Here is a 25,380-nt window from a genome sequence, read left to right as displayed (position 1 = left end):
GTACGGTCATGTGCCGTTCTGTTGCAGCGTCACCGGCTGTTGGGGTCCGGTCAATAAGCGTGCGTCAAAAATCCTCCGACCTCTTTGGCTGTACATTTCCTGTGCGACGCCAAGAAACAAGCGGAACCTGCTGGTAGTTGGCAACTTTTCGCCGACCGCCACCCACACCACCACCCCCTTGGTCCACACCATTCCTTGACTCATCGCACCACACCTCCTACCTTCCGCGATGCACTGTCCGCGCTCAAAGGAGATGATCATGCAAAGATCCACACGATCACGCGGTCTTCGCTCCTGCCTCGCGACCGTCACCGCGGCCACCACGGTCGCCGCCGGCGCCCTCACCGTGAGCCTCACCACCGCGGCGCCGCAGGCCGTCGCGCTGGACAACGGCCTCGCCCGTACGCCCCCGATGGGCTTCAACAACTGGAACGCCACCCACTGCGACGCCTCGTTCAACGAGTCCATGGTCAAAGGCGTTGCCGACGCGTTCGTCTCACTCGGCCTCAAGGACGTGGGCTACACCTACGTCAACATCGACGACTGCTGGGCCGAGCCCAGCCGGGACGCGAGCGGCAATCTGGTGCCCCACCACACCCGCTTCCCGAACGGCATCAAGGCCGTGGCGGACTATGTGCACGCCAAGGGGCTGAAGTTCGGGATCTACACCAGCGCCGGCACCAAGACCTGCAACGCGGCGAACGGCTTCCCGGGCGCGCTGGACCACGAGAAGCAGGACGCCAAGCAGTTCGCCTCCTGGGGCGTGGACTACCTCAAGTACGACAACTGCAACAACCAGGGCGTCGACGCCCAGAAGCGCTACAAGGCCATGCGCGACGCGCTCGCCGCCACCGGCCGCCCGATCCTCTACTCGCTGTGCGAATGGGGCCAGACCACCCCCAAGGTGTGGACCTGGGGCGAGCCGGTCGGCAACTCCTGGCGCACCACCGGCGACATCAGCGACAAGTGGTCCAGCATGATCGACAAGCTGCACATCAACGACGATCTGGCGCAGTACGCGGGCCCCGGCCACTGGAACGACCCCGACATGCTGGAGGTCGGCAACGGCGGGATGACGGCCACCGAGTACCGCACCCACTTCAGCCTGTGGGCGATGATGGCGGCGCCGCTGCTGATCGGCAGCGACATCCGGAACGCCTCCGCGACCGCCCAGTCGATCCTGAAGAACACCGACATCATCGCGCTCGACCAGGACACTCTGGGCAAGCAGGCCACCATCGTCTCCTCCAGTGGCGGGAAGACCGTGTACACCAAGCAACTGGCCAACGGCGACCACGCGGTGGCGCTGCTCAACGAGAACTCGTCCAGCAAGACGATCTCGACGACGGCGAGCGCGATCGGCCTCGGCGGCTCGTCCTCGTACCGCCTGAAGGATCTGTGGTCGAAGGCCACCTCCACCACGAGCGGCTCGATCAGCGCCTCGGTGCCCGCGCACGGCACGGTCGTCTACCGGGTCTCCCGCGGCTGACCGAGACTGACCGCGACTGACCGTGGCCGACCTGTTGACGGGTTAGGAAGCCTTCCTTACAGTCCCCCCATGTGAACAAGGATCAGACAGGAGAATCCTTGATGGAGCGTTCACCGCTCTTACCACGCACCGCCCTCGCTCTCGCGGCGACGGCCGCGCTGATCGCCCCGGCCGCGGTCGCCTACGGTGCCGAGCGGTCCCCGCAGACGCCGGCCGCGTCCTGGAGCCTGAAGTGGAGCCCCGCATCGGGGGCGAGCGTGGCCGACGCCTTCGAGGGCGCCGAGGACGACCGCGCCGACTCCCACCCCGGTGTCACCCACATCTACCCCTACCAGGGCGGTTTCCGTACCGACATCCACTACCCCAAGGACGTCGACACCAGCACCGACCGCCAGCGCCAAGAGGTCAGGGGCATGGAGCAGAACGGCTCCGCCGTCAAGATCCTCAAGAACGAGACCTGGCGGATCCAGTACCAGATGTATGTGCCGGACACCCTCGACGCGACCACCGGCTTCACCCACATCATGCAGATCAAGGTGGGCGACGTGGCCGCTCCACTGTTCACCATGTCGCTGCACCAGCACAGCGACGGCCCGAAGGTCGAGATCCGGACGTCGGACGACGACGACAACCTCACCGAGGCCGGGGCCGCCGACATGAAGCCGCTCCAGGGCACCTGGAGCGATGTGTCGGTCGAGGTCAAGGCGGCCGACTCGGGCGCGTACGCCGACTGGTCGGTGACCAGCGACGGCAAGAAGGTCGCCGCGTACCAGCGCACCGGCCTGGACCTGTGGCGCGGCAAGAACTATCTGCGGCCCAAGTGGGGCATCTACCGGAGCCTGAACAGCACCGGCCTCCAGACCACATACCTGCTCACCCGGAACTTCAAGGCATACAAGCTCCAGTAGGAGGGCGCGCGATGAAGAGCTATCGGAAGACCCTGGTGGCCGCGGCCGCCACCACCGCACTCACCGCGGGGCTGCTGCTCACCCAGACCGGCACCGGCAGCGCCGCGACCTCGGCGGCCGACTCGGCCCCCTCGGACATCAAGACCGTCTCGTCCGGCTGGTCGATCCCCTGGGGGCTGAGCTGGCTGCCCGACGGCTCGGCCCTGATCACCCAGCGCGATGCGTTCGACGTGTACAAGCTCACCCAGTCGGGCGCCAGGACCAAGGTGGGCACGGTGCCCAATGTGGTGACCACCGGGGGTGAGGGCGGGCTGATGGGCATCGCGGTCTCCCCGAACTGGAACAGCGACCACGCCGTCTATCTGATGCACACCGCCTCCGACGGCAACCGCATCGCCCGGATGACCTACGACGGCTCCTCGCTCAGCGGCTACAAGGCGCTCGTCACCGGCATCAAGAAGAACAAGTACCACAACGGGGGACGCCTGAAGTTCGGCCCGGACGGCTATCTGTACGCCACCACCGGGGAGGCCCAGACACCCGATCTCGCCCAGGACAAGAACTCCCTCAACGGCAAGATCCTCCGGATGACCACGGACGGCAAGCCCGCCCCGGGCAATCCGTTCGGCACGCTCATCTACTCCTACGGCCACCGCAATCCGCAGGGCATCACCTGGGATCCGCAGGGGAGGCTGTGGGAGGCCGAGTTCGGCAACAGCAAGTACGACGAGCTCAACCTCATCGAATCGGGCAAGAACTACGGCTGGCCGACCTGTGAGGGCAACTGCTCCACCTCCGGGATGACCAACCCCAAGCGCCAGTGGCCGGTCGGCGACGCCTCGCCCAGCGGGGTCACCTACGCCGACGGCGCGATGTACATGGCGGCGCTGCGCGGTGAGCGGCTGTGGCGGATCCCGGTGGACGGGACCAGCGCGGGCACCCCCAAGGCGTACTACACCAGCTCCTACGGGCGGCTGCGCACGGTGGAGACCGTGCCGGGCAAGAACACGCTGTGGCTGTCCACGACCAACGCCGACAACAACGGCGGGGAGCCGGAGGGCGCGGACAAGGTGTTCCAGGTCGAGTTGAAGTAGCGCCTTCGCGGATGAGCGTACGGGCGCGGTCCGCGGACCGCGCCCGTACGTCCGTGCCGCGCCCCTACGTCCGTGTCAGTGTGCGAGCCGCTCGTTCATGAGCAGGAAGGCGCCCAGACCGTGGAGGTCGTTCGTATTGCGCGGCCGGCCCAGGTAGTAGGCCAGGTCTCCGACGTTGGTGCCCTCGCTGATGTCGGAGATGTTCGTCAGCCCGTCGGAGCCGACCGACACCTTCCGCAGCACGCCCTGATAGCCCCTGCGCGCCGCCGAGGCGTAGGCGCCCCCGCTGATCCAGCCGTGGTCCAGGGCCGCGTGCAGCATCAGGGTGTACATGCTGGAGGCGGAGGTCTCGGTCCAGTTGCCGGGGTCGCTCGCCTTGTCGACGACCTGGAACCAGCGGCCGGTGGCCGAGTCCTGGTAGCGCGCGAAACCCTTCGCCAAGTGGCGTACGTTGCCGATCAGTTCGGCGCGGCGCGGGTGGTTCGCGGGGAGCATTTCCAGCACCTCCACATGGGTCATCGCGGTCCAGCCGATGGCCCGTGCCCAGAAGTAGCCGGAGGTGCCGGTGGCGGCGTCGGGCTTCCAGGGGGCGTCCCCGTCGGCGTCATAGGCGTGGTAGAGCAGCCCGTTGGACGCCTTGAGGTGGCGGAAGTACACCGAGAGGTTCCTGGTGACCTCCTCGTACGCGTATGCCTGGTCGCCGTAGGCGATGCCGTAGCGCAGCAGGAAGGGCTGGGCCATGAAGACACCGTCGCCCCACAGTTCGTTGGTCTTGCCGGTGGCGTGCCACATCCCGCCGTCGGCGGTGCGCGGATAGGTGGTGATCCGGTTCCGGATCTGGTCGGCGGCGGTCCGGTAGCGGGGGTCGCCGGTCTCCTGGTGGAGGACCAGCAGCAGATTGCCGGACTGCATCGCGTCGAGGTTGTCGAAGGTCCGGCTCATATGGCCGTCGGCGTCGACGAAGTTGTCCACCCAGCGCTTGATGTACGCCAGGTACGAGGGCTCCTTGACCCGCTGGTAGACGCGGTGGGCGCCGAGCAGGAACAGCCCCTGGGTGTAGCCCCAGCCGCCGAGCGACGCGGGGTCGGGGCGGCGGGCGATGGTGGAGTCCACCACCGCCCGGGACCAGTCGGCGGGCGCCGCGCCGGCGCCCGCCGTCGGGAGGAGAAGGCCGCCGGTGATGCCCAGTGTGCTCGCGAACAGCGTTCTGCGACTGATCACTCGTTCCCCTTTTCTCAGGGCTCGGTTCGCCTCCGGGGCGCCCACGTCTCCCCCGGCTACCGCTGGGAGGGACCCCCTGCCGATGGTCGACCGTGCCCGGCCCCTGCGTTCCTCAAGGGGCCGCGCGCGCTCTCCCTTTCGACAGCGGTGCGCCCCTTCGGCTCACCGGCCGCGGGTGGCGCGTACACGCCAAGAATAGCGGCGAACGCTCCGCACCGGGGCAAAAGCGGAGGAAAGACCAGAATCCGCCGTACCCGTCAGTAGTCCGGCCACCAGCCGGCCGGTGGCGGGCGCGAGCATCAGCCCCAGCATGTTGTGACCGGTCGCCAGCAGCACCCGGGGATGGCCCGGCACCGGCCCGATCAGCGGCAGCCCGTCGGGGGTCATGGGCCGCGGCCCCACCCACTCCTCCTGGCGGTCGTCCCAGTCGGCATGGCGCAGATACGGGCGCGCGGCGGCGACGATGGCCTCGATGCGCCGCTGCCGGAACCGGTCGGCGTCGCGCTCGAACTCCATCGTCCCGGCCACCCGGACCCGCTTGCCCATCGGAGTGAGCACCACCTTGGCCGCGCCGAGGTGGACCAGGCGGGAAGGCGGCGGTTCGGCCGCCACGGAGAAGCTGTACCCCTTGCCCGCCACCAGGTCGACATCCAGGCCGAGCCCGCGGACCAGCTCGCGCGACCAGACGCCCGCGGCGATGACCACCGCGTCGCTCCGGTACGTCCCCGCCGAGGTGCGCACCTCGGTGCGGCCGCCCCGGTCCGTGACGGCCGACACCCGGGCGCCCTCGACCAGTTCGACGCCCTGGCCCCGCAGCCGCTCGGCGAGCCGGTCCACGAAGAGCGACGGGTCGAGCGACCACTGACGCTCCACCACGAACCCCGCCCGCGCGCCGTCGGTGAGCGAGGGCTCCGCCTCCGCGAGCCGGGTCCCCTCCAGCACCCCGCCGGGTGCGATGGGCGCGTCCAGCCGGCGGAAGGCGGCCAGCGCCTCGGCGGCGTACTCGCGGGAGGGGAAGGCGAACAGGAACCCGTCCTTATGCGCCTCCCCGTCGACACCGGCCGCCTCCAGCTCCTCGAAGAGCCCGAAGGTGCCCTTCGCGAGCGCGCCGAGGGCGGCGGCCCCCCGCGCGTAGCGGCGCGAGGTGGCCCGCAGCCCGAACCGGACCAGGAACCGCAGCAGTTCGGCACCGGCCGGGGGGTGGATGGCAAGCGCGCTGTCCGGACGGTGCAGCCCGCGCAGCGCCGTAGCGATGACACCGGGCGCGGCCAGCGGTTCGACCAGGTCGGGGCAGACCTCCCCGGCGTTGCCGCGGGACGCGCCGCTGCCCAGCCGGTCGCGTTCGAGGACGGTGACCCGCAGCCCGGCGGCACTGAGGTAGTGGGCGCACGCCAGGCCGACGACTCCGCCGCCGACGATCGTGACCGTGGCGGGCGGGGTGTCCGGGGAGGTCATGAAGGCTCCTTCGCGGGGGACGGTGTGGTCGAAGAGGTGTCACGGCGGGTACGCGCACGCCCGCGGGGGCTGTAGTCCGCGTCCGCCGCACTGGCGTCGGCGAGGGTGAGCCCGCTGGTCTCCGGCGCGAGGACATACGACGTGCCCCAGCCGATGACGCAGATCACCGCGCCGAGCAGCATGGCCAGCCGGGTGCTGTGGTCCAGGACGACGGGCGCTCCCCAGGTGCCGATGGCCGCGCCGACGCGGCTGATGCCGGTGGCGAAGCCGTTGGCGGTGGCCCGCACTCCGGTCGGGAACAGCTCGGAGGGGTAGATGGCCTGCAGACACTGACTGGAGAAGGCCGCCACGCCGAAGGCCGCGAAGAGGACGACCACGACCGCCGGTGCGGGGCGGGCGATGGCCGCGAGGCAGAGCAGGGGGATCGCGGAGAGGCCGAAGCTCCACAGGAGCAGGGTGCGCCGCCCCTTGTTGATGACCAGGATCCCGGAGAGCGAGCCGAGCACGAAGAAGATCTGCACCACGACCGAGCCGAGATAGGAGTCGTTGCCGTCGGCCAGTCCGAAGGAGGACAGGATGGTGGGTTCGTAGGTGGTGATGGCGTAGATCGGCAGGAGCTGGCAGGCCCAGAAGACGCTGACGAAAATGGTCCGGCGCAGATAGGCGCCGCGGAAGATATCGGTGTAGCGGGTGCGCGAGGCGGTGTCCGCCTCCAGGTCGGCCAGGGTCGCGTCCGGGCCGAGCATCTGCTTCAGCACGGCCTCCGCTTCCTGGTTGCGGCCCTTGCTGAGCAGCCAGCGCGGCGACTCGGGGGTGCCGAAGCGCAACAGGAGGATGAGGACGGCGGGGATGGCGCTGCTCGCGAGCATCCAGCGCCAGTTGTCATAACCGGAGGACATCATCGCCCAGCCGACGACATACGCCACGGCGGCGCCGACCGACCACATGGTGACCATGATGACCAGCAGCGGGCCCCGGGAGTTGCGGGGCGCGAACTCCGAGGCGATGGTGCCCGCGATGGCGAAGTCGGCGCCGATGGCGATGCCCATGAGGAAGCGCAGCACGGTGAGCTGCCAGGGATCGCTGACGAAGAACTGCGCCGCGGAGAGCAGGATGAAGGCGGCGATATCGAAGAGATAGACCTTCTGCCGCCCGACCCGGTCGGTGACATAGCCGAAGACCAGGCCGCCGGCGAACATGCCGACCAGGGAGGCGGAGCCGACCACTCCGGAGTCGAAGGAGTTGAGGTGGTAGTCGGCGGTGAGAAGCGGAAGCGCGACGCCGATGATGCTGAGGATGTAGCCGTCGCAGAACTCACCACCGCCGGCGTAGAGCGTGATGAGCCAGTGGGTGCGGGTGGGACGGGATTTCTCCAGGGATGCTGTGCTCATGGCCGTCTCCTGAGGAGATGCTCCTGGGGAGGAGGAGGACGGATGGCCGGGCGGTCGCGAGGCGCCCGGTGCTGATGTCCGAAGACAGTAGGCAGCGTCCGGCGGTCGGTCATCGTTGGAATCGTACGAACCGATCGCCATCTGGAAGCCCACGCTTGTACGATCCATCCATGGACCCCTCGATCGATCCCATGAGTGGCCGTCCCGCCCTGACCCCGGAGCTGGCTCAGGAAATCGCCCAGGACATCGGCCGGATCACCGGCTTCAATGTGCTGATCACCGACCCCGGGGCGGTCGTCATCGGCTGCGGCGACCTCGCGCGCGTCGGCACCGTCCACGAGGCGTCCCTGGAGGTGGTGCGCACCGGGCGGCCCGCCACCCACACCGCCGAGCAGGCGGGCCGGATGCGGGGGGTGCGGCCCGGGATGAGCTTGCCGATCACGGTCGGGGAGGAGGTGATCGGCACGGTCTGTCTGACCGGGGTGCCGGCGGAGGTGCACCGCTTCGGCCTGGTGGTGCGGCGGCAGACGGAGATCCTCCTGGAGGAGGCGGCGCTGCTGCGCTCGCGGCTGCTCCACGAGCGGGCGGTCGACGACTTCGTACGGGACATCGCGCTCTACGACCCCGAGGTGGTCGACGCCGGAGCGGTGGACGCCCGGGCGGTGGAGCTGGGTCTGGCCCCCGGGCCGGCCCGGGCCGCGGTGCTGCTGGAGGTGAGCCCGGCGGACGAGGGCGCGGCGGCGGTCTCCCGGATCACGGTGCTGCGGACCGTACGGGAGGTGTTCCGGGACCGGCAGGACGTGGCGGGGGTCCAGGCCGCCGGCCGGTATGTGGTGCTGGCCGCCGCGCACGGTGAGCGGACGGCGCCGGGACGGCTCGCCGACGCCTGCGGCCATCTGCTCTCGCTGCTGTACGACCGGCACGGTCTGGACGGGCGGATGGCCGTCGGCGAACCCGGCGCGGGCACCACCGGGATGCACCACTCCTATCGCGACGCCGCCACCGCGCTGCGCACCGGACCGGCCGTCTTCCCGGGCGACCGCGTTTTCACCGCCGCCGACCTGCGGATACCGCATCTGCTGGGGTCCGCTCCGCGGCAGAGCCGGGCGCGGTTCGCCGACGCCGTGCTGGGGGAGCTGCCCGGACAGCCCGACTGGCCGACCCTGCGGGAGACGCTGATCGGCTGGGCGGAGGGGGGGTTTCATCTGGTGCGGGTCGCAGAGCGGCTGCACATCCACCGGAACACACTCCTGTACCGGCTGGAGAAGATCGGAAAGTTGTCGGGGAGACAGGTGCGGGAGCCGGCCCAGGCCATCGAGATGTATCTCGCCTGCCTGACCGACATCCTCCAGGAGAGCGCCACCCAGGACAAGGTAAGGTAAGCCTCACCTTAGCTACTGGAGTTGTCCGTGCGCCCCCACCGTCTGTTCCCCCTGCTCTCCGCCGCCCTCGCCGGCGCCGTCCTCACCGGCTGCGGCTCCTCGGATGCCGCGTCGTCCTCGACGTCCTCCACGTCCTCCAAAGCCCCGGAGTCCCGAGCGGCCGACGGCGCCTTCCCTCGCACCGTCGCCCATGAGCAGGGCAGTACGCCGCTGAAGGCCGAGCCGAAGCGCATCGCCGCGATCAGCACCGGGCAGCTCGACGATCTGCTCGCCCTCGGCGTCGTACCGGTGGCCACCACCCGCGCCGACTACGCCGGGCTGGTCCCCACCTATCTGCGCACGGCCTTCCCCCGGCAGGCCGAGGCGCTCGGCGCGATGGCGGACATCGGCACCCGCACCTCCCCCAACATGGAGAAGCTGGCCGCCGCCAAGCCCGATCTGATCCTGGTCAACGGCACCCAGGGCAATCTCCACGCCACCCTGTCCGCCATCGCCCCGACCGTGGTCACCAAGGGCCGCGGGGTGAACTGGAAGAAGGATCTGCTGACCGTCGCCGACGCGGTGGGCCGGCGCGAGCGGGCCCGCACCCTCCTCACCCGCTTCGAGAAGGACGCCGCCGACCAGGGCGAGAAGCTGGGCGGCGAGCACACGGAGCTGTCGATGGTGCGCTTCAACCCCGACCGGGTGCGGATGTTCGGGAAGAAGTCGTTCACCGGCACCATCGCCGACGACATGGGGCTCGGCCGCCCCAAGTCCCAGCGCTTCGACGACATCTCACAGGACCTCAGCGGTGAGCGGATCCCGCAGATGGACGGCGACTGGATCTTCTACTCCGTCCAGGGCCGCCCCGGGAAGACCGACACCGCCACGTATCTGTCCCATCCGCTGTGGAAGAAGCTGGGCGCGGTCCGCGCCGGACACACCGTCAAGGTCGATGACGACCCCTGGTACCTCAACGCCGGGCCCACCGCCGCCCGGGTCGTCCTGCACGACATCACCGAGCGCCTCGGGCGCTGACACCGGGCGTCCAGCATGGGCGTCCCGCATGGCCGAAACCGAACCCCTCGACCGGCGGGCCGGGCCCCTCGACGCCCCGGCCGGCCGTGTCAACCTCCGACCGGCATAAGCCACCGTCACACCCCGTACGCGATCGGGACAACGCGTCACCACAAGACCGTCCGCAGGCAATAGTCTCGGCGTACAGGACGTGGCTGAGGAGGCGCCCATGGGGACCGGCGATCGTGAGCAGACATACGCACGGGCTCGGCAGGAGGCCGAGCGGCTCACCGCGAGCGGAATCCAGGGCATCGCGCTGACCTGGGTGGACAACGCGGGGGTGACCCGAGCGAAGTCCGTGCCCACCGCGCGGCTGCCCCATGCCGCACGGCGCGGGGTCGGGATGTCCCCCGTCTTCGACGTCTTTCTCGTGGACGACTCCATGACCACCAGCCGCCATGTCGGCGGCCCCGACGGGGATCTGCGGCTCATCCCCGACCTGGACCGGCTCATCCCGCTGGCCGCCCAGCCCGGCTGGGCCTGGGCCCCGGTCGACCGGTACGACCAGCAGGGCCGGGCGCACCCCGTCTGCCAGCGGCTGTTCGCCCGGCGGATGGCCGAGCGGGCGCGGGAGCGGGGGCTGAGCGTACGCATGGGGTTCGAGACCGAGTGGGTCGTCACCACCGGCGACCCGGACCAGGACCCGCCGCACTACCCCTCCGCCGGTCCCGCCTACGGCATGGCGCGCGTGGCCGACCTCGCCGACTACCTCGCCGAGCTGCTCGGGGCGCTGGACGCGCAGCACACCGAGGTGCTCCAGCTCCACCCGGAGTACTCCCCCGGGCAGTTCGAGGTGTCCCTGGCGCCCGCCGACCCGGTCGGCGCCGCCGATCTCGCCGTGCTGGTGCGGGAGACGATCCGGGCGTGCTCGGGGCGCGCCGGGCTCAACCCGATGTTCGGCCCGGTGGTGGACCCGGACGGGGTCGGCAACGGCGCCCATGTCCATCTGAGCCTGTGGCAGGGGGACCGCAATCTGTGCCGGGACGGCGACGGGCCGCACGGCATGACGGCGACGGCCGAGGCGTTCCTCGCCGGGGTGCTGCGCGAACTGCCCGCCCTGCTCGCCATCGGCGCCCCCTCCCCCGCGAGCTACCTCCGGCTCGAACCCTCGCGCTGGGCCGGGGCGTACCAGTGCTGGGGCCTGGAGAACCGCGAGGCCGCGGTGCGCTTCATCACCGGCGCACCGGACGATCCGGGGGCGGCCAACGCCGAGATCAAGTCCTTCGACCCGGCGGCCAACCCCTATCTGGTGGCGGGCGCGGTCATCGCCGCGGGCCTCGGCGGGCTGGACTCCGGGCTCTCCCTGCCGCCACCCGTCTCGGGGGACCCCGCGGTCGAGGGGCGCGAGCGGCGGCTGCCCACCTCGCTGCTCACCGCGCTGGAGCACTTCGAGGACTCGACGGTGCTGCGCGAGGCGCTGGGCGATCCGCTCTTCGAGTCGATCGCCGCGGTGCGCCGGGCGGAGGCCGCCCTGTTCGAGAAGTCGTCCCCGCGGGAGATCGCCGTCGCGACCCGGAGGCGGTACTGACCGATGGAGGCCGCCGAGCAGACGGATCCGACCGAGCCGCCGCTGCCGCTCCTGGTGGACCACCACTGCCATGGGGTGGTCCGCTCCGAGCTGAGCTCGGCCGCGTTCGAGGCGTTCCTGACCGAATCCGACGCGCCCGCCGCGCTCGGCACCACCTTCTTCGACAGCCAGCTCGGGTTCGCGGTGCGCCGCTGGTGTCCGCCGCTGCTCGGCCTCGAACCGCACTGCCCGCCCGCCCACTACCTCGCCCGGCGGCGCGAGTTGGGCCCGCGGGAGGTGACCCGGCGGCTGCTGAGCGCCGCCGGGATCAGCGAATTCCTGGTGGACACCGGGCTGCCAGGCAATCTGACCACCCCTCAGGAGCTGGCCCTCGCGGCGGGTGGCACCGCCCATGAGATCGTCCGTCTGGAGCAGTTGGCGGAGCGGGTCGCCGACACCTCGCTGACCGCCGACGACTTCCTGGCCGGAGTGGCGGACGGGATCCGGGAGGCGGCCCGTACGGCGGCCGGTTTCAAGTCGGTGGCCGCCTACCGCTACGGACTGGACTTCGAGCCCGATCCGCCGGGCCCCGGCGCCGTCCACACCGCCGCCGAGCACTGGCTCGCCCGGCGCGGTCAGGGCGGCACCGCCGCCGCCCGGGTCACCGACCCCGTACTGCTGCGCCATCTGCTGTGGTCGGCGGCGTACACCGGACTGCCGCTGCAACTGCACACCGGATTCGGCGATCCCGATCTGCGGCTGGACCGCTGCGATCCGCTCGCCCTCACCGACTTCATCCGCGCGGTGCGCCCCACGGGCTGCACGCTGATCCTGCTGCACGGCTATCCGTACCACCGCGGCGCCGCCTATCTGGCCGCCGTCTTCCCCCATGTCTACGCCGATGTGGGACTGGCCCTGTCGCACACCGGGGCGCGGGCCGGGGCCGTGCTCGCCGAGATGCTGGAGCTCGCCCCGTTCGGCAAGGTGCTCTTCTCGACCGATGCCTATGGGCTGCCCGAGCTGTATGTGGTGGGGGCGCGGCTCTTCCGGGAGGCGCTGACCGGGCTGCTGATTCACTGGGTCGCGGAGGGCGCCTGGTCGCGCCGCGACGCCCGGCGGGTGGCCGCGCTGCTGGGCGCGGACAACGCCCGCCGTGTCTACGGCCTCGGCACCCCGGCCCCGCGCGAGGGCTAGGGCCCCGGCCTCGCACCGGCCCCGCGGCTCGCCCGGGTATCGCGCCGCCGCGGGCCGTGCGTACATACGGGACGGGGCCGGGGCCCTTGCCCGGCGCGGGGCGCATACCCAGTACCGTGCCGGAACGTACTCGACCGTAACCGGAGGAGATCGCATGCGGATCGACGGCACGACCGTCCTGCTCACCGGGGCCACCGGCGGCATCGGGCAGACGCTGGCCCACGCGCTCGCGGCCAAGGGTGCCAAGCTGCTGCTCACCGGGCGCCGCGAGGAGGTGCTGCGGCCACTCGCAGAGCGGCTGGGCGGCCGGGTGATCGTCGCCGATCTGGCCGAACGGTCCGATCTGGAGCGCCTGATCGAGGAGGCGGCGGACGCCCGGATCCTCATCGCCAACGCCGCGCTGCCCTCCAGCGGCCCGGTCCTGGACTACCGGCCCGAGGAGCTGGACCGTGCCCTTGACGTCAATCTGCGCGCGCCGATGCTGCTGTCGCGGCTGATGGCACCGCGCATGGTGGAGTCGGGATCCGGTCAGCTTGTGATGATCGGCTCGCTGTCGGGGCGTACGGCCTCCCCCGGCGCCGCGCTCTACAACGCGGCCAAGTTCGGGCTGCGCGGCTTCGCCCTCGGGCTGCGGCAGGACCTGCATGGCACGGGGGTGGGGGTCTCGCTGGTGCAGCCCGGATTCGTGGGCGACGCCGGGATGTTCGCCGACGCGGGCACGTCCCTCCCCACCGGGGTCCGTACGATCTCCAGCCGCCGGGTGGCGGCCGCGACCATCCGGGCCATCGAGCGGAACCGGGCCGAGGTGAACGTGGCCCCGCTGGAGCTGCGCCTGGGCAGCGCTCTCGGCGGGCTGTTCCCGACCCTCGCCGAGCGGGCCCAGCGGGGTGCGGGCGCCGGGGAGACGTCCCGTCAGCTCGCCGACGGTCAGCGCGGCAAGCGCTAGCGCCACGGTCCGATGCGCGGGCGGTGTCAATGACCCGTCCGCGCACGGGTCATTGACACCGCCGAGCCCCCGTGCCAAAGTTTCGCGACCCTGGTCGGACAACGTTGTCAAGCGGAGGTGCGTCCCATGCGGTCGCTGATCGGTGGAATCCGTGCGCGCGCGGCGGGCACGGTCGCGGGGGTGATGACGGCGGCGCTGCTGGGCGGCGGTCTGCTGGGACCGCCGGGGGCGGCGGCCGCCTCCACGGCCGGGGACCCTCCGGCCGACCCCACCTCGCTGGTCCACCCCTTCGTGGGCACCGAGAACTTCGGCAACACCTTCCCCGGCGCGAGCGCCCCGTTCGGCATGGTCCAGGTCAGCCCGGACACCGGCGGTCAGGGCGGCTACGACTACGACCAGAACGCCATCCACGGCTTCAGCCAGACCCATCTTTCCGGCGTCGGCTGCGGGGTCGCGGGCGAGCTGCCCATCATGCCGACGACCGGTGCGGTCACCGACGTCGACCCGGACCACTACCGCTCCACGTACAGCCATGACGACGAGGAGGCCACCCCGGGCTACTACCGGGTGGGGCTGAAGACCTACGGCATCGACGCCGAACTGACCGCTACCCGGCGCACCGGCTGGCAGCGCTACACCTTCCCGGCCACCGGCGCGGCCAATGTGCTGTTCAACACCGGCAAGGCCAATCAGAACGTCTTCGGCTCCGAGATCCGCGTGGTCGGGGACCGGACCGTCGAGGGCCGGGTGGAGGCCGGGAACTTCTGCGCCGGAAAAGACCGGCACACCGTCTACTTCACCGCCACCTTCGACCGCCCCTTCGCCTCCTACGGCACCTGGCGCGGCACGACCCCCTCCCCCGGCTCCCGCGAGGCGGCCGGAGAGGGCGGCAACGGCGCCTGGGCCGGCTTCGACGCGAGCCAGGACCGGGATGTGGTGGTCAAGGTCGGGCTGTCGTACACCGGGCCGGAAGGCGCCCGTAAGAACCTTACGGCCGAGACCGGGGACTCCTACGACTTCGACGCCACCCGCGCCGCGCTGCACGACACCTGGCGCAAGAAGCTCGACGCGATCCGGGTCGGCGGCGGCACCGAGGAGCGGCAGCGCGCCTTCTACACCGCGCTGTACCACGCGCAACTGCACCCCAATGTGGCGGGCGACGTGGACGGCCGCTACACCGGTTTCGACGGCGCGACCCACACCGCCTCCGGCTATACGCCGTACCAGAACTTCTCGCTGTGGGACACCTACCGGCCGCAGAACCAGCTACTGGAACTGCTGGAGCCGGGGGTGGCCCGCGATGTCGCGCTGTCGGTCGTCTCCATCGGCCGGGACGGCGGCTGGCTGCCGCGCTGGGCGCTGGCCAACAGCGAGACCAACATCATGACGGGTGACCCGGTGACCCCGTTCCTCGTCGAGGCGTGGTCCAAGGGGCTGCTGGCCGGGCACGAGGACGAGGCGTACGCACTTCTGAAGAAGAACGCGACCAGCACCCCGCCCGCCGACTCCCCCTACAACGGCCGCTCCGGAGTGGACTATTACCGCAAGCTGGGCTACGTCCCCTCGGGGCTGAAGCTCGGCACCGACTGCGCCGACAAGGGCGGTGACAACGACTGCGTCCACCCCGCCTCGGCCACCCTGGAGTACTCCGCCGCGGACGCCGCGCTCGCCCTGATGGCGCGCGGGCTCGGACACCGCGCCGACGCCCGGATGTTCGCCGAGCGCGGCCAGACCTTCCGCACGCTGTGGGACCCGTCGATCGGCCACTTCCGGCCGCGCACGGCCGACGGCGCGTGGGTGACCCCGTACGACCCGGTGGAGGCGGGCAAGCAGTTCCACGAGGGCGGCGCCTACCAGTACCAGTGGCTGGTGCCGCAGGACCCGGCCGGTCTGGTGGAGCTGATGGGCGGCAGGCGCGCGGCCGAGAAGCGGCTCGACGCCTTCTTCGCCTACGACAAGCTGCTCACCGACCCGGCGGGCACGGCCCGCAATGACTGGATCTCCGCCCCGTACGACTACTACGGCAAGCCCACCTACAACCCCAACAACGAGCCCGATCTGCACGCCCCGTACATGTATCTGTGGGCGGGCGCGCCCGCGAAGGCGGCGACCGCGGTACGGGCGGCGATGACCCTGTTCACCACCGGGCCGGACGGGATGACCGGCAATGACGACCTCGGCACGATGTCGGCCTGGTACATCTTCTCCTCGCTGGGCCTGTACCCGACGATGAGCGGCGGGGACTTCCTCGCCCTGTCCAGCCCGCAGTTCGCCTCGGCCGTGGTCCGCATCGGAGCGTACGGCACCCGGCAGGGCGGCACGCTGACGGTCACCGCACCGGGCGCGAGCGACGCCAAGCGGTATGTGCGCGGCGTCTCGCTGGGCGGCCGTCAGGTGGCGCGGACCTGGCTGGACTGGGACCAGATCGCCCACGGCGGGAAGCTGGCCCACCGGCTGTCCACACAGCCGTCGTCCTGGGGCACCGGCCCGGGCGCGGAACCGCCCTCGGTGGGCGCCCCCCGCAAGGGCTGATACCGGCCCGTTGTGGTGTAGGTTCTAGGGCCCGCCTGGACACACGGGCCTGGGGGTGTGGTCGAGCGAGGGAGCGGGTGTCCATGCGTGCTGTGGTGTTCGACGACTTCGGGCGCCGGCCCGAGGTCCGGAGCGTCGAGGACCCCGCTCCCTCCCCGCGCGGCGTGGTGATCCGCGTCGAGGCGACCGGGCTGTGCCGCAGCGACTGGCACGGCTGGATGGGCCACGACCCGGACATCCGGCTGCCGCATGTCCCCGGCCATGAGCTGGCGGGGGTGATAGAGGCGGTCGGGCCCGACGTCCTCAACTGGCGCCCGGGGCAACGGGTCACCGTGCCCTTCGTGTGTGCCTGCGGGCGCTGTGCCGCCTGCGCGGAAGGTGCCCAGCAGGTGTGCGAGCGGCAGACGCAGCCCGGGTTCACCCACTGGGGCTCGTTCGCCGAATACGTCGCGATCGAGAACGCCGATGTGAATCTGGTCGGGATACGCAACGAGCTGTCGTTCACCACGGCCGCCGGTCTGGGCTGCCGCTTCGCCACCGCCTTCCGCGCCGTCGTCGCCCAGGGCCAGGTCGCCCCGGGCGAGTGGGTCGCGGTGCACGGCTGCGGCGGGGTGGGGCTGTCCGCGGTGATGATCGCCGCCGCGGCCGGGGCCCGGGTGGTGGCGGTGGACATCTCACCGGAAGCGCTCGCCCTCGCGGCCCGGTTCGGCGCGGCGGTGTGCGTGGACGTGGCGTCCACGCTGGGCTCGGTGGCGGAGGCGGTCGCGGACGCCACGGGCGGCGGCGCGCATGTCTCGCTCGACGCGCTGGGCTCGCCGCGGACCTGCGCGGCGTCCATCAAGAGCCTGCGCCGCCACGGCCGCCATGTCCAGGTCGGGCTGCTGCCACCGGCCGCCGGGACCCCGATGATCCCGATGGACCGGGTCATCGCGCAGGAGCTGCGCCTGCTGGGCAGCCATGGCATGGCCGCCCACGCCTACGGCCCGATGATGGAGATGGTCGAGGCCGGTTCGCTGCGGCCGGATCTGCTGGTCACCGATGTCATCGGGCTGGACGCGGTCCCGGAGGCGCTGTCCACGATGGCGTCGGGGGCCAGGGGCGGGGTCACCGTCATCGAACCGCACCGCCCGCCGCTGACCGGGAACTGACGGGCCGTCCCGGCGCTGACCGGGAACTGACGGACCGTCCCGCCGCTGACCGGAGGCTGACGGACCGTCCCGGCGCGGCCCTCACACCGTCCCGCTGGTCCCCCAGCTCCCGTCCCTGCCGCCGGAACGGCCGCGACGGGGGCGTGGGCGGTCCGGGTCAGAGCGGCACGGCGCCCGTCGCGAGGGCGGCGGCGGTCATCACGAGCGTGGTGCCGAAGGCCCAGCGGAAGAGGAAGCGCTGGTGCTCCCCGAGCTGCACCCCGCTCATGCTGAGGAGGATGAAGGTCGCGGCGGTGAGCGGGCTCAGCGGGAAGCCGGTGGTCATCTGGCCGAGGACGGCGGCACGGGCGATCTCGGCGTGGTCGGTGCCGAAGGCGTCGGCGGTCCCGGCGAGCACCGGCAGCACGCCGAAGTAGTAGGCGTCCGGGGTGAGGACGAGGCTCAGCGGCATGCTGGTGACGGCCACGAGCACCGGTAGATGTCCGCCGAGCCCGTCGGGGATGATGTCGACCAGCGCCTCCGCCATCTTCCCGATCATCCCGGTGCCGCCGAGGACGCCGGTGAACACCCCGGCCGCGAAGATCATGGTGATGACGAGCACCACGCTCTTGCCGTGCTTCTCCAGCAGCTCCTGCTGGTCCTCCCAGCGGGGGTGGTTGACCAGCAGCGCGAGGACGAAGGCGAAGACGAAGAGCACGGGCAGCGGCATGGCCTCCAGCACCAGGCAGACCAGCAGCGCCACGGTGAGCAGCAGATTGAAGACGGTCAGCGCGAGGCCGGGGCGGGCGGCGACCCGGGGGGTGCCGGGGCCGTCCCCGACCGCCACCTCGGCAGGCGGGGCGGGCTCGAGGGCTTCGAGCCGCCGCCGCTCACGGCGTCCGATGAGGTAGGCGGCGAGGAGCACCCAGGCGATACCGGCGGCGAGGGCGGGCAGCAGCGGCGTGATGATGTCGGACGTGTCGATCTTCAGGGCCGCGGCGGCGCGGGCCGTCGGCCCGCCCCACGGAATCATGTTCATCACGCCCGCGCCCAGGCCGACCACCCCGGCGAGCACCAGCCGGCTCATCCCGAGCCGCTGATAGACGGGGAGCAGCGCGGAGATGGTGATGAGGAAGGTCGAGGCGCCGTCGCCGTCGAGCCCGACGCACACGGTCAGCACGGCGGTGCCGACCGTGATCCGTACCGGGTCGTTCTTGGCGACGCGCAGAATGCCGCGGATCAACGGTTCGAAGAGGCCCGCGTCGATCATCAGGCTGAAGTAGAGCACCGCGAAGGCGATCATGATGCCCGTCGGGGCCACCTTGGACAGCCCGTCGAGCGCCATCGGGCCCAGATCGTCGCCGTATCCGCCGATGACCGCGGTGACCACGGGCGTGAGAACGAGGGCGACCAGCACCGAGACCCGTTTGAACATGGTCAGCAGCAGGAAGCCGCCGATCGTGCAGAATCCCAGTGCTGCCAGCATGGCCGCTCGCTTCCTCGTCCGGTCGGGTGCTGCCGAAGAGTTTCCGAGCGGGGAAAGATCCGCGTCCAGCATTGAACACAGATCTATCCATGCGATCTGCGCAACAGTTCCGCCGCGCGGCCACCCGCGCCTACGCTCACGGACCATGGACGTCACCCTGCGCCAGCTCACCGCGTACGCGGCGGTCGCGCGCGCCGTGAGCTTCACCGCGGCCGCCGCCGAACTGCATGTGTCCCAGTCGTCGCTGAGCCGTGCGGTCGCCGATCTGGAACGGACGCTGGGGATGCGGCTGCTGGAGCGGGACACCCGCAATGTGCGGCTCACCCCGGCGGGCGCCGAGGCGCTGCGGATCGCCGACCAGATCCTCTCCGCGCACCGCGCGGGCCTGGCCCAGCTTGGGCGCTACGGGGCCGGTGAACGCGGTGCGGTGGCCCTGGCGACCCTGCCGTCGGTCGCGGCCGTGCTGCTGCCGCCGGTGATCTCCGCCTTCCGCGCGCGGCGCCCGGAGATGACCGTACGGCTGCTGGACGGGCTCGAACGCTCGGTGCTGGAGCGGGTGGTCGACGGGGACGCCGACTTCGCGGTCAGCACGGTGGCCCGGCGCGCCCCCGGCGTACGGCTGCGGCCGCTGGTGCGCGACCGCTTCGACGCGGTGCTCCCGGAGCACCATCCGCTGGCCGAGCGGGAGGAGGTGACCTGGGAGGAGCTGGGCCGGGAGCCGTTTCTCGCGGTGGGCACCGACTCCAGCGTGCGCCGGATGACCGACGCGGCCTTCGCCCAGGCCGGTATGGAGGCGAACCCGGCGGCCGAGGCGTCGAACGTGGCCACGGTGGGCGGGCTGGTGGCCGCCGGGCTCGGCGTCTCCGCGCTGCCGGCCCTGGTCCATCCGCTGATGGTGCCGGGCCGGCTGGTGCGGCGCCCGCTGGTGGGGCCGGTGGTGGAGCGCCGGCTGTATGTCGTCCTGCCGACGCGCCGCACCCTGCCGCCGGGGGCGCGCCGCTTCCTGGACCAACTGGAGGAGTTCCGCTCCGCCGCCGATGCCCTGCCGGCGGGGGTGGTGTGGGAGGAGGCGGACGACGGTCCGTGGTGAGGCCGCGGGGGCGCCACCCGGCCCGTGCGGGGTCCTTGCGTCATCCTTCCGCCATCCTTGCGAGATCCGCATGAATTGATCCCCCTTCATTGCTGGACGCGCATACACCCCACCCCGCAGCCTGGCCGCATGGAGGACCAGACCAGCACACGGCAGGGACAGCTCACAGGGCTGAAGGTGGTGGAGTTCGCCCATGTGGTGGCGGGCCCGCTCGCCGGAGGGATGCTCGCCGACCAGGGGGCGGACGTCGTCCACGTGGAGCCGCCGGGCTCCGGTGACGCGGCGAGGGCGATGGGGCCGCGGCGCGACGGCGTTCCGCTCTGGTTCAAGGTGGCGGGCCGCAACAAGCGCTCCGTGACCCTGGATCTGCACCACGAGGAGGGCCGCGACGTCGCCTGGGAGCTGATCGCGTGGGCCGATGTGGTGATCGTGACCCTCCGGGCGGGCCGCCTGCGCGCCTGGGGCCTGGACTGGGAGGCCGTCCACGCGCTCAACCCCACCGCGATCCTGCTGCAGATCTCCGGCTTCGGCGCGACCTCTTCCCGTGCCGACGCGCCCGGCTTCGGGAAGATGGGCGAGGCCCGCAGCGGTGTGGTCCATCTGACCGGCTTCCCGGACGGCCCGCCCGTGCACACCGGTTTCTCGCACGGTGACGCGGTCACCGGGCTGATGGGCGCGTTCGCGATCCTGGCCGCCCTGCACCGCCGTGACACCGACCCGGACTTCGACGGCGAATGGATCGACCTGGCGCTGTTCGAGCCCCTGTACCGCCTGGTGGAGTGGCAGATCATCGCGTACGACCAGCTCGGCACGGCCCCCGAGCGGGCGGGCAACCAACTGGCCGTCGCCCCGGCCGCCGTCATCAACACCTACCGCAGCGCCGACGGCGACTGGCTCACCGTCACCTCCGCCACCAACCGCTCGGTGCGCAATGTGGTGCGGCTGCTGGGCCTGCCCGACGGGGAGTTCGCCACCGTGGACCAGCAGCACGCGGGGCGCGAGCGGCTCGACACGGCGCTGCGGGACTGGGTCGCGGCGCGCCCGGCGGCCGAGTGCCTGGCGGCGTTCGAACGGGCCGAGGTGGTGGCCTCGCGGGTGTTCACCGCCGCCGACATCGCCACCGACCCGGTCTACGCCGAACGCGAGGACATCATCACGGTGGACGACGCCGACCTCGGCCCGGTGCGGATGCAGTCGGTGATCCCGCGCTTCCACCGCTCCCCCGGTGCCGTGTGGCGGACCGGCCCCGCCCTCGGCGCGGACAACGCGCTGGTCTACGGGAAGTGGCTGGGCATCGACGACGGACGGCTGGCGAAACTGGAGGCCGAAGGTGTCATCTGACGGCGATACGGGCGCGACGCACACGACGGGCGTGACGACACGTCGTGTCCCCCTGCGCTCCCTGCTCTTCGTGCCCGGCAGCCGGACCGACTGGCTGCCCAAAGCGGAGGCGGCGGGCGCCGACGCGGCCATCCTCGACCTGGAGGACGCCGTCCCGGAGGTCGGCAAGGCGGCGGCACGCGAGGCCGTGGCCGAGGCCGTGGCTGCCGACCAGGTGACGGCCGGAACGCCCGCTCCAATACGCCTGCTCGTACGGATCAACGCACTGGACCGCGCCACGGGCTGGCAGGGCGCCGACGACCTGCGAGCGGTGGCCCGTCCCGGGCTCTACGGCATCGTGCTGCCCAAGGTGAGCGGCCCCGAGGACGTGACCACCGCCGACCGGCTGCTGGCGTGGTGCGAGCGCGAACACGGCCTGCCCGAGGGCCATTTCGCCCTGCTGCCGCTGCTGGAAACGGCACGCGGACTGCGCGAGGCGTACGCCATCGGCCGGGCCGCCGCCCGGATCGCCCACCTGGGCGCGGTGACCGCCCCGGGCGGGGATGTGGAGCGGGCGATCGGCTACCGCTGGACCCCGCAGGGCGAGGAGACCCGTGAACTGCGGGCCCGCGCGCTGCTCGACGCACGCGCCGCGGACCGCCCCCACCCGGTGGCCGGGCTATGGGCGGACGTGGCGGACCTCGCGGGGCTACGGCGCTTCGCCGAGCAGAACCGCGCCCTCGGCTACGAGGGGATGGCGGTGATCCACCCGTCCCATGTGCCGGTGGTCAACGAGGTGTTCGCACCCGACGCCGAGGAGCTGGCCCGCTGTGAACGGCTGATCGCGGCGGTGGAGCGGGCACAGGCGAAGGGCGCGGGGGCGGTGCTCTTCGAGGGCCGGATGGTCGACGAGGCGATGGCGGCAACAGCCCGCCACACCCTGGCCCGCCACGGCGGGGGGTGACGGCTGGCCCCACACTCGCGTCGGCGACGAGACGCTTGCCCCCACGCTCGCGCCGGCTACCGGACCTTGTCCCACCCCGCCCCTTCCCGATGCTCCAGACGGGTAATTCTGGAGTGACCGACAGTGGCGGTATCGCAGCAGGTCGTCGATGATGGTCATGCTGACCTTCGCCGCTCAGGTGAAGTCGCAGAGCATCAGTAACCGGGTGACAGTCGGCCATGCGCAGGATTGCGCTGCGATGAAGGGGCGGCGGTCGTTCCCCGTACGGCTACCTACCCGCCCCATGCCCGTCGAACACGGCGGGGTCGGGTGAACGCTTATTCCGGACCCGGACCCCGGCGCGGTGTGGGTCATTGAGCGGAACGTCCCGGCCCTAGTAGGACTCCGTTAGGTCTGTCTTGATCTAGGTGTTGTCGTCCTGGTGGGGAGGGGCTGGTGGCAGGTGGTGCAGGTGCCGGTCCAGCACCTCAGGATGTCTTGGAGGTCGTCGAGGATCTGGTAGAGAGTGAGTGCGGTCCAGGTGCTTTTGGGGCCAGACGTTGTTCGGTGAGAAACGCGTGGGCCGCGGTCACGAGGGTGACGTGGTGGTGCCAGCCGGGCCAGGACCGGCCTTCGAAGTGGTCCAGGCCCAGGCCGTGCTTGAGTTCGCGGTAGTCGTGCTCGATGCGCCAGCGGACCTTCGCCAGACGGACCAGGTCGGCAATCGGAGTGTCGGCCGGCAGGTTGGACAGCCAGTAGTCGGTGGGAGCCTCGGCCTCTTCGGGCCATTCGACGACCAGCCAGCAGTCGGGCAGGATGCCGTCCCACCAGCCCTGTTCGGTCGAGGCGGCGGCCCGGATGGGTCGTTCGACGGCGTTGCCGGCCGGGCGGACGCGCACGGCGGCGAAGCGGGAACGTAATTCGCCGCGTGAGCCCTGCCGCCAGGTGAGGGAGGTGAACGCCTCCTGTCCGAGGCCGGTGGCAAGGGCTGCCACCGAGGGTGCGGGGCGGCGGTAGCGGGGCTGGGGCCAGCAGCCGACGGGGCCCTTGCGGTCCGGGGCTGTCGGTTGGGCGTTGAATGGGTGGGCGGTCACGTCCGCGCGGACGGCCAGCATGTAGTCGATTCCCCGCTCTGCCAGGCTGGCCCGCAGGTGTGCGTAGGCGGCGTCGGCCACCACGACCGGCGGCCTCATGCCCCAGCTGGCCAGCGTGTCGAGCATGTCCAGAGCCAGCCGCCACTTCTCGCGGTGCCCGGCCTCGGGCGGGATGCGGGTGACGGTCCTGCGGTCAGTGTCCGCCGCCCACTCCTTGGGCAGGAACAGCCGCCACTGCAGTGGACAGGAGGCCGTGTCACTGGCGGCGTGGACGCTGACCGCGACCTGGCAGTTGGCGCGCTTGCCCAGAGCTCCGCAGTACTGCGGAGCCACGGCGACCGACATTCTTCCGTCCTTGGGCAGCGACACGTCGTCGATCACCCAGGCCGTCGGGTTGACCAGTGGCAGCATGCGTTCGCAGATCCGCCGCTGCACCGGCGCCGGGTCCCAGGTGGACTGGTTCACGAACTGCTGCAGGTTCTGTTCGTTGCCGTCCGGCAGCCGCTAGGCCATGGCCTGGATCGACTTGCGGCGGCCGTCCAACATCAGTCCCCGCAGGTAGCAGTCGCCTTTGGCCCGCTGGTCCTTGCGCGGCACCGACGTGAACACGTCAGCCACGTATAACGCCAACTTCGCCCGAACACGGTTCACTTCATGTGCGTCCATCCACCCAACATGCCCAGGAACAGGCCGAACCGGAAGACCTAACGGAGTCCTACTAGGGGTTGTCCCGTAAATGATCTCGGCCGTGCTCGCTGACCTGCTCGTTCCGTCGTCAGCCGGTGAGGGTGAGGTTGTGCAGGCGGGCGATGCCGAGCATGGCGTGGTGGACGCCGACGCCTTTGAGGCGGCAGTCGCGGCGGATCTTCCAGCTCTTCATGCGGGCGAAGACGTGCTCGACGCGAGCGCGGACCTGCTTGTGGGACTTGTTGTGGGCCTGCTTCCAGTCGGGCAACTCCTCGCCCTTGCGGCGCCGGTGTGGCATCACGAGCCCGGTGCCCGGATAGCCGCCGTCGGCGATGGTCATGGTCGTGCCGACGGCGGCCTTCGCGCCGGACTCCACCCACGCCTTGCAATCGTTGCGGTTGCCGGGCAGGGGTTGGCCGACCACCACGACGAGGCGGGTGTCGGCGTCGATGACGACCTGGTGGTTGGTGGAGTACCGGTAGTTCTTCGACTGCTCGGCGACGGTGTGATCGCGGGTGGGCACCAGGGTGCCATCCACGATCAGCACAGTGTCCTTCGCGAACCGCTTGCGGGGCTGGAGGGCGAGCATCGGCCCGAGGTTATCGATGATCCGGTCCGCCGCCGACTTGGACACCCCGAACAACGGCGCCAGTTGGCGCATGGTCAGGTTCGTGCGCCAGTACGCCGCGACCAGCAGTGCCCGGTCCTCCAGCGGCAGGCTCCACGGTCGGCCCCTGCGGACCGCGTCCGCACCATCGCGCCGCAGAGCTGTCACCAGCTTGCCGAACTGCCGCGGCTCAGCCCGGTGAACGGGGCTATCCAGGACGGCTCCGAAGCCGTGATCACACCAGCCACGGCGAGATCGTCTCATCTTGATCATCCTGCGGGGCCCGTCGGCCTCTGGCGGGACACATCTCGGTCGCCCGGACGGATTCGGCATGAGAGCCTCACGCCTGTGGCTACTGAAACCGAGGTGGGAGAGCTGTTGCACCAGCGCGGCTGGCGGACGGCATTCACAGTCGCTGAAAGGGTGAACGCGTGGGCCGCCCTGGTGAGCGCCATCGAGCGTGGCTACGGCGACGACATCTACGAGTACACCAACGATCTGTACTGCCGAAACTGGCTGCACGAGGCGTGGCTCCTGCTGGACGAACACATCGTCCAGCTCTGGACCCCGAAGATCAGAGCCTTGGACGACCGTTACAAGGCCGCGACCATCGACGACGACGGCCAAGCACTCGACCAGTTCCACAGGCTGCCCGGCCCCGACCTGTGGTGGTGGCGGCGACACCCCCGCATCCTCACTGAAGACCTCGGGCGTTCGCTGCGCTCGGCCGGCGCCATCGGCACCGCCCCGAACACAGCATGACCCTCAGCCTCCTGGAATTGTGGGACAGCTTTTAGTGTCGGGGAAGACTCCGCACGCCATTGCGCAGATGCTCAACCGGGACAGGGTTC

General features: G+C 71.1%; 18 protein-coding genes and 3 pseudogenes. 14 read left to right on the top strand and 7 right to left on the bottom strand.

The genetic code is table 11. From position 1 onward, the window contains the following. Positions 1-6 precede the first annotated feature (6 nt). Complete coding sequence (locus STRVI_RS52070; protein ID WP_150112896.1) at positions 7-261, bottom strand: hypothetical protein; 255 nt, start codon at positions 259-261, stop codon at positions 7-9. On the opposite strand from STRVI_RS52070, the pseudogene STRVI_RS17015 reads away from it, so the two are divergent. The 3 genes and pseudogenes from STRVI_RS17015 to STRVI_RS17005 form a co-directional block, all read left to right on the top strand. Beyond that, positions 260-1,480: pseudogene (locus tag STRVI_RS17015) on the top strand (glycoside hydrolase family 27 protein); the annotation flags it as partial. The gene STRVI_RS52070 and the pseudogene STRVI_RS17015 overlap by 2 nt on opposite strands. A gap of 110 nt (positions 1,481-1,590) precedes the next feature. After that, the gene (locus tag STRVI_RS17010; protein ID WP_014056901.1) at positions 1,591-2,397 is read left to right on the top strand and encodes a hypothetical protein; all 807 of its coding nucleotides are present in this window, start codon (positions 1,591-1,593) and stop codon (positions 2,395-2,397) included. An 11-nt stretch (positions 2,398-2,408) separates the two neighbouring features. Then, positions 2,409-3,491, top strand: a complete 1,083-nt coding sequence (locus STRVI_RS17005; RefSeq protein WP_014056900.1) for a PQQ-dependent sugar dehydrogenase — start codon at positions 2,409-2,411, stop codon at positions 3,489-3,491. A gap of 75 nt (positions 3,492-3,566) precedes the next feature. Here the strand turns inward: STRVI_RS17005 and STRVI_RS17000 are convergent, their stop codons facing one another. The 3 genes from STRVI_RS17000 to STRVI_RS16990 form a co-directional block, all read right to left on the bottom strand. Continuing rightward, positions 3,567-4,712 carry a glycoside hydrolase family 88/105 protein gene (locus tag STRVI_RS17000; protein ID WP_043236045.1) on the bottom strand — a complete coding sequence of 382 codons (1,146 nt, stop codon included), beginning with the start codon at positions 4,710-4,712 and terminating at the stop codon, positions 3,567-3,569. 162 nt (positions 4,713-4,874) lie between these two features. After that, positions 4,875-6,167, bottom strand: a complete 1,293-nt coding sequence (locus tag STRVI_RS16995) for an NAD(P)/FAD-dependent oxidoreductase (RefSeq protein ID WP_014056898.1) — start codon at positions 6,165-6,167, stop codon at positions 4,875-4,877. Further along, positions 6,164-7,558, bottom strand: coding sequence for an MFS transporter (locus STRVI_RS16990; protein WP_014056897.1), 1,395 nt, complete (start codon positions 7,556-7,558; stop codon positions 6,164-6,166). Before STRVI_RS16990 ends, STRVI_RS16995 begins: the two co-directional genes overlap by 4 nt. 170 nt (positions 7,559-7,728) lie before the next feature. On the opposite strand from STRVI_RS16990, the gene STRVI_RS16985 reads away from it, so the two are divergent. The 7 genes from STRVI_RS16985 to STRVI_RS16955 all read left to right on the top strand — a co-directional run bounded on the left by STRVI_RS16985 (position 7,729) and on the right by STRVI_RS16955 (position 17,323). After that, positions 7,729-8,940 carry a CdaR family transcriptional regulator gene (locus STRVI_RS16985; RefSeq protein WP_014056896.1) on the top strand — a complete coding sequence of 404 codons (1,212 nt, stop codon included), beginning with the start codon at positions 7,729-7,731 and terminating at the stop codon, positions 8,938-8,940. A 27-nt stretch (positions 8,941-8,967) separates the two neighbouring features. Next, positions 8,968-9,957 carry an ABC transporter substrate-binding protein gene (locus tag STRVI_RS16980; RefSeq protein WP_014056895.1) on the top strand — a complete coding sequence of 330 codons (990 nt, stop codon included), beginning with the start codon at positions 8,968-8,970 and terminating at the stop codon, positions 9,955-9,957. Between the two features lie 208 nt (positions 9,958-10,165). Further along, positions 10,166-11,524 carry a glutamine synthetase family protein gene (locus STRVI_RS16975; RefSeq protein ID WP_014056894.1) on the top strand — a complete coding sequence of 453 codons (1,359 nt, stop codon included), beginning with the start codon at positions 10,166-10,168 and terminating at the stop codon, positions 11,522-11,524. 3 nt (positions 11,525-11,527) lie between these two features. Beyond that, positions 11,528-12,697, top strand: coding sequence for an amidohydrolase family protein (locus STRVI_RS16970; protein ID WP_014056893.1), 1,170 nt, complete (start codon positions 11,528-11,530; stop codon positions 12,695-12,697). Between the two features lie 154 nt (positions 12,698-12,851). After that, positions 12,852-13,643, top strand: a complete 792-nt coding sequence (locus STRVI_RS16965) for an SDR family NAD(P)-dependent oxidoreductase (protein WP_014056892.1) — start codon at positions 12,852-12,854, stop codon at positions 13,641-13,643. 126 nt (positions 13,644-13,769) lie between these two features. Further along, on the top strand, positions 13,770-16,175 hold the full coding sequence (locus STRVI_RS16960) for a GH92 family glycosyl hydrolase (RefSeq protein WP_014056891.1): 2,406 nt from the start codon (positions 13,770-13,772) through the stop codon (positions 16,173-16,175). An 83-nt stretch (positions 16,176-16,258) separates the two neighbouring features. Then, positions 16,259-17,323 carry a zinc-dependent alcohol dehydrogenase family protein gene (locus STRVI_RS16955; protein ID WP_014056890.1) on the top strand — a complete coding sequence of 355 codons (1,065 nt, stop codon included), beginning with the start codon at positions 16,259-16,261 and terminating at the stop codon, positions 17,321-17,323. A 157-nt stretch (positions 17,324-17,480) separates the two neighbouring features. Here the strand turns inward: STRVI_RS16955 and STRVI_RS16950 are convergent, their stop codons facing one another. Further along, complete coding sequence (locus tag STRVI_RS16950) at positions 17,481-18,788, bottom strand: CitMHS family transporter (protein WP_014056889.1); 1,308 nt, start codon at positions 18,786-18,788, stop codon at positions 17,481-17,483. 145 nt (positions 18,789-18,933) lie between these two features. On the opposite strand from STRVI_RS16950, the gene STRVI_RS16945 reads away from it, so the two are divergent. The 3 genes from STRVI_RS16945 to STRVI_RS16935 all read left to right on the top strand — a co-directional run bounded on the left by STRVI_RS16945 (position 18,934) and on the right by STRVI_RS16935 (position 22,162). Next, positions 18,934-19,878 carry a LysR family transcriptional regulator gene (locus STRVI_RS16945; RefSeq protein ID WP_014056888.1) on the top strand — a complete coding sequence of 315 codons (945 nt, stop codon included), beginning with the start codon at positions 18,934-18,936 and terminating at the stop codon, positions 19,876-19,878. Between the two features lie 129 nt (positions 19,879-20,007). Further along, positions 20,008-21,219 carry a CaiB/BaiF CoA transferase family protein gene (locus tag STRVI_RS16940; protein ID WP_014056887.1) on the top strand — a complete coding sequence of 404 codons (1,212 nt, stop codon included), beginning with the start codon at positions 20,008-20,010 and terminating at the stop codon, positions 21,217-21,219. Between the two features lie 31 nt (positions 21,220-21,250). Further along, the gene (locus STRVI_RS16935; RefSeq protein ID WP_043236043.1) at positions 21,251-22,162 is read left to right on the top strand and encodes an HpcH/HpaI aldolase/citrate lyase family protein; all 912 of its coding nucleotides are present in this window, start codon (positions 21,251-21,253) and stop codon (positions 22,160-22,162) included. A gap of 467 nt (positions 22,163-22,629) precedes the next feature. On the opposite strand, the pseudogene STRVI_RS16930 reads toward STRVI_RS16935, so the two are convergent. Together STRVI_RS16930 and STRVI_RS16925 are read right to left on the bottom strand one after the other, a co-directional pair. Then, positions 22,630-23,901, bottom strand: a pseudogene (locus tag STRVI_RS16930) (IS701 family transposase). Between the two features lie 109 nt (positions 23,902-24,010). Then, positions 24,011-24,777: pseudogene (locus STRVI_RS16925) on the bottom strand (transposase). A 100-nt stretch (positions 24,778-24,877) separates the two neighbouring features. On the opposite strand from STRVI_RS16925, the gene STRVI_RS16920 reads away from it, so the two are divergent. Further along, positions 24,878-25,291: a hypothetical protein gene (locus STRVI_RS16920; protein ID WP_014056883.1), complete on the top strand. Its 414-nt coding sequence runs from the start codon at positions 24,878-24,880 to the stop codon at positions 25,289-25,291. The last annotated feature ends 89 nt before the right edge of the window (positions 25,292-25,380 follow it).

The organism is Streptomyces violaceusniger Tu 4113 (assembly GCF_000147815.2).
Classification (GTDB): domain Bacteria; phylum Actinomycetota; class Actinomycetes; order Streptomycetales; family Streptomycetaceae; genus Streptomyces; species Streptomyces violaceusniger_A.
The sequence above is the reverse complement of the archived record's forward strand: the minus strand, read 5'-3'. Positions and strand labels throughout refer to the sequence as shown.